Origin of the sequence: Bacillus sp. FSL W7-1346 (genome assembly GCF_038593335.1) — a bacterium.
GTDB lineage: Bacteria > Bacillota > Bacilli > Bacillales > Bacillaceae > Bacillus > Bacillus altitudinis.
In genome coordinates this window covers 1,971,461-1,983,723 of the sequence record NZ_CP151988.1, presented here as the reverse complement: position 1 = coordinate 1,983,723, position 12,263 = coordinate 1,971,461, and the positions used below count along the sequence as shown (strand labels likewise).

The window sequence follows — 12,263 nt, the reverse complement described above, 5'->3', positions numbered from 1 at the left end:
GAAAATTGGCTCTCTCTATAGTATCCTTTATTCACAACATAAGGATTATAGAGGGGGCTTTTTTATGTCAATGGCATATGAAGAATATATGCGTCAGCTCGTCGTACCAATGCGCCAAGAACTGACAAGTGCAGGGTTTCAAGAATTGACGACTGAAGAAGAAGTAGAAAAAACGATGCAGGAAGCAGAAGGAACAACATTTGTTGTCGTCAATTCCGTATGCGGATGTGCTGCCGGTTTAGCACGCCCTGCTGCTACTCAAGCTGTCATGAAAGCAGAAAAAGCACCAGATCGAATGGTGACGGTCTTTGCTGGTCAGGACCGGGAAGCAACGGCTAAAATGAGAGAATACTTCACAGGTGAGGAGCCATCTTCTCCATCTATGGCACTTTTAAAAGGAAATGAACTCGTTCATTTTATCCCGCGTGACGAAATTGAAGGTCATGAAATGGAAGATATTATGAAGAACGTCTTATCTGCATTTGAAAAACATTGCTAATACAAATGTTGAAATGTCCTGTGATCCATCAGGGCATTTTTTCTTGATTATGATGGAGGAACGTCATGCTCATTACAACAAGCTTTAGAGCAAATGAACAAACAATTGAAACGGCAAAGGCCCTTGCAAAGGACTTGCATGGTGAGTATATCGAGCGGCGCAAACAATCTGTCAAACAGCTTGCGATCAAGCGGGGGGATGTACTGGTTGTTGGGAAAGAACGATTTGAATGGTATCAGCCAAATGGTGAAAAGTTCTTTTTCCATCCAAGCTCAGCGATGTTTAGGGTGAAGCGGGTTCTGCGAGGGGAAAAAGATCCATTAATAGAAGCAGCACAATTAAAGCCGGGCGATTCCTTTTTAGATTGTACGCTTGGCTTAGGATCTGATGCGATTACCGCAAGCTGCGCTACAGGAGCCAATGGAAAAGTGTCCGGTATTGAAAAAAATCCAATGACGGCATTGCTTGTTCGAGAAGGACTCAGCACATGGGAAACGGGTGTGAAAGAGACAGACGAAGCGATGAAACGGATATCTGTCATCAGCGGGGATAGTATTGAGCAGTTAAAGAAGCTCCCTGATCGATCCTATGATATCGTCTATTTTGATCCAATGTTTGAAGAAACCATACAAGAGTCTGCTAGTATGATGCCGCTTCGTCATGCAGCTGAGCATCATTTTGACCATGAAACCGCTGTGAAAGAAGCAATGAGAGTGGCTAGAAAAAGAGTGGTTTTAAAAGATCATTGGAAAAGCACACGATTTACCACTGATTCCTATCAATTTCAGGTGATGAAACGTAAAACCGCCCATTTCCATTACGGATATATCTCAATAGAAGAAGACAAATCAACAAAACTTTAATCACTCTTAACAATTAAAAAAGCCCTATTTCAGGGCTTTTAATCGGTGATCTCCATATAGACAAAATAAAATAACGTCAGCAAGGAAGCTGTGATGAAAAACCCTTCAAGCATATCCATTCCTCCCAAATTTTAGTCGTCGTTACTGTCATTGTAAACGTTTTATCATGAAAAAGAAAGTCTCAACTCAATGACCAAATTGAATGACTGAAAATTCATTATATGCTAGAATAGCAGTATGATAACTTATGGAAGGAATTAGATATCATGAAAATGTGGATGAGAAAAACGCTTGTTGCACTCTTTACGATTGCGACTTTTGGTTTAATCTCTCCTCCATCGGCTTTGATGACAGACAAGCCATCTGAACTTTCTTCATCTGATAAAGCACCTTATACAGCAGTTTATGATACATCAGATGATACGCGCAGCTGGGAATTATCGCAAGAAGACAACAAAGAGCGGGTAGACCCCTTTGAGCAATATAAGCAAGAGGTTCTATCAAGTGCAGAAAACCAATCCTTTCTCAAATTTGGTCGTAAAATCACACCTGTCATTGAGGACGAGTATAGAGAAGAGATTCAACCAAAAATTGAACAAGTGTTAACCGACTTTTTAACAAATTTCAAAGATGACGAAAAATTTCAAGATGTTGTTTTAACTGATCAGCCTTCAAGCGGAAATGGGGAAAAAATCTTCCACATTTATAATAGAAAGACTGGAGAAGATTTGCTTCGTTTTCATGTCAGGAGAGATCAGCCGCCTCATAGCGGATATTGGTTTAACTTTCACTACCATACAGCAGAAGATGGATTCCAGACGCATCATGAACTCGGTAATATTTACTGGGATAAAAACACCCCGCCGAGCTGGATGAGCCACTAGAAGGAGATGTCATGCCAATTGAAAAAGTATACAATGAACGAAATGGTTCGTATTACAAAACAGATGTTAAACGAGCGTGGAGTGAAAATAGAAGATATTGCACACATTGTGCTGAAACTCCAAGAGAAATACAACCCAAATCTTCCACTTAGTGTCTGCATTGAAAATGTTGAAAAAGTGCTGAATAAAAGGGAAATTGTCCACGCAGTTTTGACAGGACTTGCGCTTGATCAGCTGGCAGAAAAAAAGCTTTTGCCAGAACCTTTGCAGCATTTAGTTGAAACAGATGAACCGCTATATGGAATTGATGAGATTATTCCGCTTTCCATTGTCAATGTATATGGATCAATCGGTTTGACCAACTTCGGTTATCTAGACAAAGAGAAATTTGGTATTATTAGAGAATTAGATGAAGGTCGTCCTGGTGAAGTACACACTTTCCTTGATGACCTTGTCGCTGCGCTTGCCGCCGCCGCCGCAAGTCGCATAGCTCACTCTCACCAAGATATTAAGGACGAAGAGCAGGATCGAGTGAATCAAGCATAAAAAAGAAAAACATGTCTGCTCATCATGCAGACATGTTTTTTTGGTTTCAACAAAAGCAGAAATAAGGTAAACTACAACAAGAACATAAATAAAGGATGAAAAAAATGAAACAATACAAAGAGTTATGCCGTCATGTATTACAGCACGGGGATGAAAAAGGTGACAGAACAGGAACGGGCACTATCAGCACGTTCGGTTACCAAATGAGATTTGATTTACAGGAAGGGTTTCCTTTATTAACAACAAAGAAATTACACCTGAAATCAATCATTCATGAGTTACTGTGGTTTTTAAAAGGTGATACAAATGTCAAATATCTTCAAGAAAATGGTGTCCGTATTTGGAATGAATGGGCAGATGAAAATGGAGAGCTAGGGCGTGTGTATGGTGCGCAGTGGAGATCATGGGCGAGTGGAGACGGAGAGACAGTAGATCAGATCAGTAAGCTGATCCATGATATTGAGAATCATCCTAATTCGAGAAGATTGATTGTCAGTGCGTGGAATCCAGGAGAAATTGATCAGATGGCGCTGCCTCCTTGTCATTGCTTGTTTCAATTTTATGTATCAAACGGTAAATTATCGTGCCAGCTCTATCAACGTTCGGCAGATATCTTTTTAGGTGTGCCTTTTAATATTGCTTCGTATGCACTTCTAACGATGATGATTGCCAAAGTGACAAACCTTGAGCCAGGAGAGTTTATTCATACGCTAGGAGATGCTCATATTTATCAAAATCATCTTCCGCAGGTCAAAATGCAGTTAGAGCGTGAGGAGCGCACACTTCCGCAGCTTCGCATCACTAGAGATGTCAAAAGTATTTTTGATTTTACGTTTGATGATTTTGTGCTTGAGAACTATGATCCACATCCGCATATTAAAGGAGAAGTCAGTGTATGATTTCCATGATAGTGGCGACAGGAAAAGACAGAGTCATTGGCAAAGATAATCAAATGCCTTGGCATTTACCCGCTGATTTAGCGTATTTTAAAAAAGTCACAAGTGGCCATACCATTGTCATGGGCAGAAAAACGTTTGAATCAATTGGACGAGCACTGCCTAACCGCCGGAATATCGTGTTGACCACAAGTTCTTCTTTTCAAGCTGAAGGATGCGAGGTAGTCCATTCAATCGATGATATTTTAACCATTGCGAAGACTGAGGAAGAATTATTGATCATTGGCGGGTCTAAGCTGTATGAGGAAATGATGCCATACGCAGATCGTCTATATATCACGCACATTCATCATTCATTTGAAGGCGACCGTTTCTTCCCTTATTACGATGAAGATGATTGGACGGTTGTATCACGTGAAAAAGGCCATCGTGACGAAAAGAACCCCTACAATTATGAATTTGTCGTCTATGACAGAAAAGAAGGATAAGTGAGTAGGAGGAGTACGGTTGTTTCGTTATTGGTTTTTAACGATTTATGTTGTTGTATCCTTTTTAAAAAGTATAAGGCATTTGTATGATCATGAATTAACGGATCCACGCATTTCCTATACGAAACGAATGCATCTCATCCATGAGCATGCAAAAAGGTTTGCCAGAGGGTGTATTGATCAATCAGGATCGGTCATGACCATTCATCAGCAAAAAAAGCTGCCAGATGGCCCTGTTATTTATGTCACAGAAGCACATCATCCAGTGACGACGACATTGCTGATTGGTCACTTAGAGAAGCCATTTGCTTTTATGGCAAAACCGCATCTGTTTCGCTATCCCATCTTAAAACAATGGTTGAAGAAGATGGCGGTGATCAAGCAGAATCAATCTGATGAGGCGTTATTAGAAGAAGCAAGAGAAAGAGTTCTATCTGGCCAGAGTCTGTTGCTTTCTGAACAGTATCGTGTCATGGCAGAAACGCTTGCTGAAGAATGTAACTGCTCACTTGTTCCGGTTGAAACAAGCGGCACAGACCGTCTTTTAACAGGGAAGATCGTCAAAAGACTTCGTCCAGTTAATGTCGATATCCATATAAAAGCACCGGTCAAGATGAGTGATTACGCACAAAAGCGCGCATAGCAAAAACCAGCATCCGAATGTGGATGCTGGTTTTTTGATCATGCTGGGATGTTGACGCAATAAAATAGAATGCAGAAGAACATGGATGCACTTCCACCGAGAACAAAGCTGTGCCAAATCGCATGATGATAGGGAATTTTCCGCCAAATATAAAAGATCGTTCCGACTGAATACAAAATACCGCCTAATAGTAAGAGGCTGAATCCAGCTCCTGTTAATTGAATGTACAGAGGTTTAATTGCGATGATAATCATCCAGCCCATTAATAAATAAACAAGGGTGGATACAATGATAAACCGTTTGACGAAAAAGATTTTAAAAACGATACCGCCTGCAGCAAGCGCCCATACGATTGCAAGAAGAGTATAGCCAAGTGCGCCTTTTAATGGGCCAAGCAAAAATGGCGTATATGTACCAGCAATCAATACATAAATCGCAGAGTGGTCAAGGATTTCAAATACATCTTTTGTTTTTTTGTGCCGAATGCTATGAAGCAAAGTAGAGCTTAAATAAAGCAGCAGCATCGACGCGCCAAATATCGAAAAGCTAATAATGTCAGTGACAGTGCCGTATTGAACAGCGAATAAAACGAGAAAAACAATGGCGGGAATGGATAAAATGACGCCAATGCCATGTGTAATCGCGTTGGCAATTTCTTCTTTTACAGTAAACAATGGATGTCCTCCTTTATTGAACCGGTATATAACCATCAAGCGACTTCAGAAATGAGAGACCTTCAAGTGTAATCTTCGTTCCAGCTCTGCCTTTCCCTTTCGTCACATAGGCTTTTTTCTCAAGATCATCTAATCGACTCCTGACTTGTTGAGGGGTCAGCGGGATGTCGCCTTGTTTGCTTAACTCAGACAAGATACGTCTGCTGGCTGCTTCTCCTTTTTCATTTAGAGACTTAATGGCTTCGAGTAAGAAAACAAATTCTTGTTTCTCCATAAGCGTGAGCTGGTGTTCTTCTTTTTTACCTTTACCAGCTGTTTGTTGAGGTAATAATACAAAAGGTGGCAAGTGATGCAAGAAAACTGTTTGCCCTTCGAGGATCGCGGCTGCATAATGAACGATATTTTTGAGCTCCTGGACATTCCCTTCAAACGAATATTGCTGTAAGACTTCCCACACACTTGAGTCGATGTCAGGCGTCATGTTCAGTTCCTGAAAGAAAGCAGCGGTTAAAATAGGAATATCTGTTTTTCGATCTTCTAAGGGCGGGAGAGGGATATGAAGCACATTGAGCCGATAAAACAGCTCAGGTAAAAAACTGGACGAAACGCTCATCGCCTCTAATGATAAAGACGAAGAAGCAATGATTTTTGTTGCAGGAGAAACGTCGAGAAAACGAATGACCTGATGCTGCATAGGAATACTAAGTGCGCTGACTTCGTCTAAATAAATCACATGATTTGCCGCATGAGTAAATGCTTCCTGCAAAGTCTCTTCATCTACAATGGGGCAGTAGATATGTTTCATCGAAGCCTGCGAAGCAAATGAATGGGCCATTTCTTGTGCAAAGCGTGATTTGCCTGTTCCAATTTCTCCTGTGATCAACACAGGCTGATCGTTTTTCGTGAATTGTTTTGCCAAATGAATGGCGTGTTTTATATCTTGGTGTTCTCCATATATATTAGCAAACGGATGTGTGGTCATCGAGCGATTCCTTTCTTTTGGTTCTAATTGGTTTTATTATAACACCCAATTAGAACAAATGTATAGAAAAACGAAAAAGTTCATGAAATTTATCTCCGATCCATGATCTATTGGTTTATTTTTTGAATATTCATGTTATAATGACAAATTAAATAAGGTTAAAGAGAAAGGATCTTGTACATGAAACCGTTGCTCAAAGAAAACACGCTAATTCAAGTGAAAGACATCTTAAAAGCCCATCAAAATTTGAAGGATGTAGTGATTCATACACCACTTCAAAAAAATGAGCGACTTTCTGAACGATATGAATGTAATGTCTACTTAAAAAGAGAGGACCTGCAGGTTGTTCGTTCTTTTAAATTAAGAGGCGCTTTTAATAAAATGAGCCAGTTGCCAAAAGAAAAACTAGAAAACGGCATTGTTTGTGCCAGTGCAGGAAATCACGCACAAGGCGTTGCCTATTCTTGCAAATATTTAGGTATCCACGGGAAAATTTTTATGCCTGCTACCACACCAAGGCAAAAAGTATCTCAAGTGGAGCTTTTCGGAAAAGAATATGTTGACATTATCTTAACCGGAGATACCTTTGATGATTCGTATCATGAAGCAGTCAAATGCGGAGATAAGGAAAAGCGGGAATTTATCCATCCATTTGATGATTTAGATGTCATGGCAGGACAAGGAACAACTGCTGTAGAAATATTAAATGATATCGAAGTGGAGCCTCACTTTTTATTTGCAAGTGTTGGGGGCGGAGGTTTGTTATCTGGCGTTGGCACGTATATGAAAAATATCGCACCAGAAACAGAAATTATTGCAGTCGAGCCACTTGGTGCTGCCTCACTTCATGCTTCCCACGAGAAAGGGGAGGTTGTCACACTTGATTCAATAGATAAGTTTGTAGATGGAGCAGCGGTTCAGCGGATTGGCGAAAAGACGTTTACATCGCTTCAGTCTGTTGTCGATAAGATTAGTCTTGTACCAGAAGGAAAAGTATGTACAACCATTTTAGAGCTGTATAATCAATGTGCCATTGTAGCTGAGCCAGCGGGTGCTTTACCGATCGCAGCTTTAGATGCACATCGTGAGGAGATTAAAGGGAAAAATGTCGTTTGTATTGTCAGTGGAGGCAATAATGACATTGGCCGAATGCAAGAAATCAAGGAACGCTCCATGATTTATGAAGGACTCCAGCATTATTTCATCGTTAATTTTCCGCAAAGAGCAGGTGCTCTCAGGGAATTTTTAGATGAAGTGTTAGGGCCAAATGATGATATCTCACGCTTTGAATATACGAAAAAGAATAACCGAAGCAAAGGACCAGCGCTTGTTGGGATCGAATTGAAAGAAAGAGATGACTATGCAGCGCTGATTGACCGAATGAATAAAAAAGGCTTCCACTATGTTGAAGTGAATAAAGATCAAGATTTATTCCACCTATTTATTTAGGCTTAACAGATAATTGGAAAAGAGGATTGATCGTTTGTGCTGCTCAAAACAATATGTTTTAGACGGATGGATGGAGCTCAGATCAAGGTAACAGAAGTCCCTGTTTTAAAGGGAGATGAATCCTATGGTTTCATGCTCACCTTTAGACTTGAAGCTTTCTTGAAAAAAGTCTATGTATCTAAGGGAAAGAGGCATGTGTACTCTTTCAGGGAGGATGTGAAACGTAACGTCAAGTGGAGCACATATGAACAGATCTACCAAGAGCCTACACTAAAACACAATGCGTAAATTGGAATCTTTGCCAAAGAGAGTGAGCGGCCATTTTCAAATGGGGGCTACTCATCTTGGCAAGGATTTTTTACATGAAAAGAAGAAAATGTGACAATTTCAAAAACGTTCTGACAGTTGTTTTCAAGTATGCACGAAATAAGGTAATATCATATGTAAAGACTAAGACAGCAAGGATGAGACGATAGTGAAACAAATTAAAATTGTAACAGATTCAACTGTGGACCTTCCGCAAGAAAAAATCAATGATCTTTCCATTCATGTCATTCCGCTCAATATCTCCATTTCTGGGGTTGATTATATTGACCGAGTGAACATACAACCAGATGAATTTATTGAAAAAATGGAGGCCGCTGAGGAACTGCCGAAAACGTCTCAACCTGCGATCGGTCAATTCGTCGAATTATATGAAAAACTGACGGCAGATGGAAGCGAAGTCATTAGTATCCATTTAACTGGTGGGATGAGTGGTACGGTTCAAACTGCTGAAAGCGCTTCTAAAATGGTGGACGGGAATATCACTGTCATCGATTCGAATTTTATTTCCTATGGTTTAGGGTTTCAAGTCACCAAAGCAGCAGAGCTTGCAAAAAAAGGGGCAAGCCGTGATGACATCCTCAAAGAAATGGACAAAATTCGTCTTAAAACAAAGCTATTTGTCACAATCGATACATTAGAAAATCTCGTGAAAGGTGGACGAATTGGAAGAGGAAAGGCGCTGATCGGTTCACTTCTTCATATTAAACCAATTGCCAGCTTAACAGACGGCATATACACACCAGAAGCGAATGTGAGAAGTTACTCCGCTCTTGTCCGCTATTTGACAAAACAGTATGTACAGGCGGTGAAAGGGAAAACCGTTCAGGCCGTTGGGATTGCACATGCAGACGCATTAGAACTTGCAGAAAAGCTTAAAGCAGCACTGCTTGATCATACACCTGATGCACTAGTTGACATCGCTTATACAACACCGATTATTTCCTGTCATACTGGTAAGGGCGCTATAGGCTTTACTTTTTATACCGATTGATTGAAAAGGGGATGTAATGGTCATGTATACAAAAAGGGGAGCCTTATTTGGTGCGCTTACGATTATAAGCGTGCTTCTTTTAGTCTCATGTTCAAATGGACAAATCAAGGATGCATTAAATTATCAAATCCAGCCGTTTGAGTATCAAAACCAGGATGGTCAAAAGGTGTCGCTCGACGATTTAAAGGGGAAAGTCTGGGTGGCAGATTTTATTTTCACAAGCTGTGAAACGATTTGCCCGCCGATGACCGCACATATGACAGAGCTACAAAAACGGTTAAAAGAAGAAAAATTGGATGCGCACATCATTTCATTTAGCGTCGATCCAGAGGTGGATTCACCGAAAAAGCTAAAGGAATTTGCAAAAGCATATCCATTATCCTTTAAAAATTGGGATTTTCTCACTGGTTACTCGCAGTCAGCAATTGAAAAATTTGCAATGAAAAGCTTTAAGACGATTGTGAAAAAACCTGAAGACGAAGACCAAGTGATACATCAATCTCTGTTTTTCCTCGTTGATCAAGAAGGAAAAGTGATGAAAAACTATGATGGTGTTCAAAATACGCCATATGATGAAATCATCAAGGACATCAAAACACTGAATCGAAGCTAGCATAAGGATGTTCAAATGAGCGAAAACATGATACACTTTTTTAATCAGAAAAAGGAGGGACATCATCGTTTGAAGGCTCGTTTGATTTTGATTGTGATGTCTCTAGCTTTTGTTCTTTCTGCATGTTCCGCGCAAGAGGCTGGCATAAAGGATAAACTAGAAGACACACAAAACGTAAAAGAACATATTACGATCGCAGCGGTTGGAGATTCCTTAACAGAAGGAATCGGAGATCAAAATAAAAAAGGGTATGCCGGCATCACCCGTGACAAGATAGAAGCGGTGGACGGTGTACAGTCTGTTACATTAAAAAACTATGCCATTAAAGGCAGTAGAACGGTAGATTTATTAAAAAGATTAAAAGAAAAAAAAGTGCAGGATGGACTGAAAGACGCTGATTATATTTTCTTTACGATCGGCGGAAATGACTTAATGCATGTCGTCCGTCAAAATGTGCTCAACTTGACATTTGCTCCTTTTCAAAAAGAGCAAGGTCCTTTTGAAGAGCGTTTTAAGACCATTCTTGCTCAATTAAGAGAGCATAATGACCATGCAAAGATCATGTATGTCAGTATGTACAATCCTTTTAAGTTCAGTTTGTCTGAGCTGAGAGATATTGATGAGGTCGTCAAAGACTGGAATGCTGCTGCCGAAAAAGAACTAAAAAAAGACGGCAATGCTGATATGATCGATGTAGCAGATTTATTTGAAAATGATCAAGATGAAAAATTACTGTCAGATGATGATTTCCACCCAAACCAAAAGGGGTACTCTCTTATGGCAAATCGTTTATTCTCAGAAGTGAAAAAAGAAGGACTGCCGAAGGAATAGGGTGAAAAGATGAAAAAATGGAAGAGTTTATTTTTTATTTTACTGTCAATTAATCTATTGATTGTTCTTGTATGCGGTATTTTTATGCTGCTGCCGAGCGATCAATCCGCTTCGAAAAAAGAAGTGAACAGCGAGTATGCTTTTAACATTTCTAGTTCAAAAGAATCGCTCACCAGCTTTGTCAATGATTATTTAAAAAACCAAGGATCAAGCGATATGCCCGACTTTCATGTTGCGATTGACCAAGATGTGAAAGTAACAGGTGCAATCAAAGCTTTTTCTTCAACGATTAATGCAAATGTATCATTTACACCATCTGTTGAAGATAATGGGGATGTTCTGCTGAAAGTAGATGACTTTTCAATTGGACAATTAAGCATCCCAATCAGTTTTGTTTTAAGCTACATGGGTCAATTCTATGAACTGCCTGATTTCGTTCATGTGAAACCAGACCAAAAAACGGTGGAAGTGCGCCTTTCAGAAATGCCGCTGACGAATGATATGTATGTCAAAGCGAACAAAATTGATCTTGAGAATGATGAAATTGAATTCTCATATTATCATCCAAAGCAATAGAACGTGTAAGTCAGGAGTGAAACGATGAAGCGAGTCTATCAATATTTTAGTTTACTGTCGCTCTTATTTGCTGCATACTTTGGCATGACAGCTGCCTCTCATTTAAAAGCAGAAAATATCGACCAGTTTTACTTAAATATCGCCTATTGTGCATTATTTTTAGGTACCATGATTCTTGCTTTTGATTTTCAAAAACAAGAAAAAGCTGAAGATGTCTCGTAAAGAGCCTTTTCCATTTGGAAAGGCTCTTTTTACATTTGGTGAGACAAGACGACTTTTGCCATTAGCTCTGGCTCTCCGTTTGCAAATCCATGAAGTAAAATAAGATAGGCCCGCTTTGTTTGCAGGTGAACTTTCGGAATATCTAGCAGTACACTTTGAGTACCGGCAGCTTTTAATTCAAAGTGATACTTATTCGGAGAGAAGTGGTGGGTTTGGGTGCCGTTTACATATCCGAGCTCCTTTGATAACATGCCTTGATCTCGTTCATATATATCAATGAAAGGGAGGTCTGGTGACAGCTGGATAAACGTGAGTGCTGATAGCTCATCTTGCTTAATCAGCGAGTCTTGCTTTTCTGTGAGCAACGCAAAGCCGGTACGAGCTCCTGTGATACATAGCGTGTAAGTCTCGTTTCCATTAATCATCATACGAGAAGAAAGAATTTTTTCTTTTGTAGCCAGCTTGAATACTTCTATCTCATAAACACCCTCATCCCATTCCATATAAGCAGACAGCTGACCGTATGGTAGCTTTTTTTGGATTGGCTGTTGATTTACAAATACAGCAAGCTCACTTAAATCCGGTGCAGCGTGAAATAATCGAATAACAGCTTTGGAAATGGTGTTTCTCGGATGGTATGGGGGAAAGGTAGCTAATGGACGATATAGAAATTGATTCATCTCGTAGAGCTGCTGCACGTCTTTATCCCTTCTTTCTCTGCAATGTGTTTTTTGTAGCGTATGCAAGAAAGGGACGATCTGTATAGGCAAAAGAAACAT

General features: G+C 39.9%; 17 protein-coding genes. 14 read left to right on the top strand and 3 right to left on the bottom strand.

Going from position 1 to position 12,263, the window contains the following annotated elements; genetic code table 11:
- The first annotated feature begins 64 nt into the window (after nucleotides 1-64).
- The 7 genes from NST09_RS10090 to NST09_RS10060 all read left to right on the top strand — a co-directional run bounded on the left by NST09_RS10090 (nucleotide 65) and on the right by NST09_RS10060 (nucleotide 4,819).
- Nucleotides 65-499: a BrxA/BrxB family bacilliredoxin gene (locus tag NST09_RS10090; protein WP_008346384.1), complete on the top strand. Its 435-nt coding sequence runs from the start codon at nucleotides 65-67 to the stop codon at nucleotides 497-499.
- A gap of 65 nt (nucleotides 500-564) precedes the next feature.
- Complete coding sequence (locus NST09_RS10085; protein WP_342492987.1) at nucleotides 565-1,362, top strand: class I SAM-dependent methyltransferase; 798 nt, start codon at nucleotides 565-567, stop codon at nucleotides 1,360-1,362.
- A gap of 266 nt (nucleotides 1,363-1,628) precedes the next feature.
- Entirely contained in the window at nucleotides 1,629-2,246 is a 618-nt protein-coding gene (locus NST09_RS10080; protein ID WP_007500816.1) for a YpjP family protein, read from the top strand.
- A gap of 18 nt (nucleotides 2,247-2,264) precedes the next feature.
- Nucleotides 2,265-2,792, top strand: coding sequence for a phosphatidylglycerophosphatase A (locus tag NST09_RS10075; protein WP_008346387.1), 528 nt, complete (start codon nucleotides 2,265-2,267; stop codon nucleotides 2,790-2,792).
- Nucleotides 2,793-2,896: 104 nt separating this feature from the next.
- Entirely contained in the window at nucleotides 2,897-3,691 is a 795-nt protein-coding gene (locus NST09_RS10070) for a thymidylate synthase (protein ID WP_017367468.1), read from the top strand.
- Nucleotides 3,688-4,176: a type 3 dihydrofolate reductase gene (folA, locus tag NST09_RS10065; RefSeq protein ID WP_007500805.1), complete on the top strand. Its 489-nt coding sequence runs from the start codon at nucleotides 3,688-3,690 to the stop codon at nucleotides 4,174-4,176. Before NST09_RS10070 ends, folA begins: the two co-directional genes overlap by 4 nt.
- A 19-nt stretch (nucleotides 4,177-4,195) precedes the next feature.
- A complete protein-coding gene (locus NST09_RS10060; protein ID WP_342492986.1) occupies nucleotides 4,196-4,819 on the top strand; it encodes a 1-acyl-sn-glycerol-3-phosphate acyltransferase in 624 nt (207 codons plus the stop codon).
- A gap of 38 nt (nucleotides 4,820-4,857) precedes the next feature.
- On the opposite strand, the gene NST09_RS10055 is transcribed toward NST09_RS10060, so the two are convergent.
- Nucleotides 4,858-5,493, bottom strand: coding sequence for a hemolysin III family protein (locus tag NST09_RS10055; RefSeq protein ID WP_008346394.1), 636 nt, complete (start codon nucleotides 5,491-5,493; stop codon nucleotides 4,858-4,860).
- A gap of 13 nt (nucleotides 5,494-5,506) precedes the next feature.
- Nucleotides 5,507-6,475, bottom strand: a complete 969-nt coding sequence (locus NST09_RS10050; RefSeq protein ID WP_342492985.1) for a sigma 54-interacting transcriptional regulator — start codon at nucleotides 6,473-6,475, stop codon at nucleotides 5,507-5,509.
- A gap of 180 nt (nucleotides 6,476-6,655) precedes the next feature.
- On the opposite strand from NST09_RS10050, the gene ilvA reads away from it, so the two are divergent.
- The 7 genes from ilvA (at nucleotide 6,656) to ypmT (ending at nucleotide 11,484) form a co-directional block, all read left to right on the top strand.
- Complete coding sequence (gene ilvA / locus NST09_RS10045; RefSeq protein WP_008346398.1) at nucleotides 6,656-7,924, top strand: threonine ammonia-lyase IlvA; 1,269 nt, start codon at nucleotides 6,656-6,658, stop codon at nucleotides 7,922-7,924.
- Between the two features lie 36 nt (nucleotides 7,925-7,960).
- Nucleotides 7,961-8,212, top strand: coding sequence for a YpmP family protein (locus tag NST09_RS10040; RefSeq protein ID WP_008346400.1), 252 nt, complete (start codon nucleotides 7,961-7,963; stop codon nucleotides 8,210-8,212).
- A gap of 187 nt (nucleotides 8,213-8,399) precedes the next feature.
- The gene (locus NST09_RS10035; protein WP_342492984.1) at nucleotides 8,400-9,242 is read left to right on the top strand and encodes a DegV family protein; all 843 of its coding nucleotides are present in this window, start codon (nucleotides 8,400-8,402) and stop codon (nucleotides 9,240-9,242) included.
- 22 nt (nucleotides 9,243-9,264) lie between these two features.
- Nucleotides 9,265-9,855, top strand: a complete 591-nt coding sequence (locus NST09_RS10030) for a cytochrome c oxidase assembly protein (protein ID WP_007500791.1) — start codon at nucleotides 9,265-9,267, stop codon at nucleotides 9,853-9,855.
- A 69-nt stretch (nucleotides 9,856-9,924) separates the two neighbouring features.
- Nucleotides 9,925-10,686 (top strand): SGNH/GDSL hydrolase family protein, encoded by a 762-nt coding sequence (locus NST09_RS10025; protein WP_342492983.1) that lies wholly within the window; start codon nucleotides 9,925-9,927, stop codon nucleotides 10,684-10,686.
- Between the two features lie 9 nt (nucleotides 10,687-10,695).
- Nucleotides 10,696-11,262, top strand: coding sequence for a YpmS family protein (locus tag NST09_RS10020; RefSeq protein WP_024718556.1), 567 nt, complete (start codon nucleotides 10,696-10,698; stop codon nucleotides 11,260-11,262).
- A 24-nt stretch (nucleotides 11,263-11,286) separates the two neighbouring features.
- On the top strand, nucleotides 11,287-11,484 hold the full coding sequence (gene ypmT, locus NST09_RS10015) for a protein YpmT (RefSeq protein ID WP_008346409.1): 198 nt from the start codon (nucleotides 11,287-11,289) through the stop codon (nucleotides 11,482-11,484).
- 29 nt (nucleotides 11,485-11,513) lie between these two features.
- On the opposite strand, the gene NST09_RS10010 is transcribed toward ypmT, so the two are convergent.
- Complete coding sequence (locus NST09_RS10010) at nucleotides 11,514-12,182, bottom strand: DUF4397 domain-containing protein (protein ID WP_039963952.1); 669 nt, start codon at nucleotides 12,180-12,182, stop codon at nucleotides 11,514-11,516.
- Between the last annotated feature and the right edge of the window lie 81 nt (nucleotides 12,183-12,263).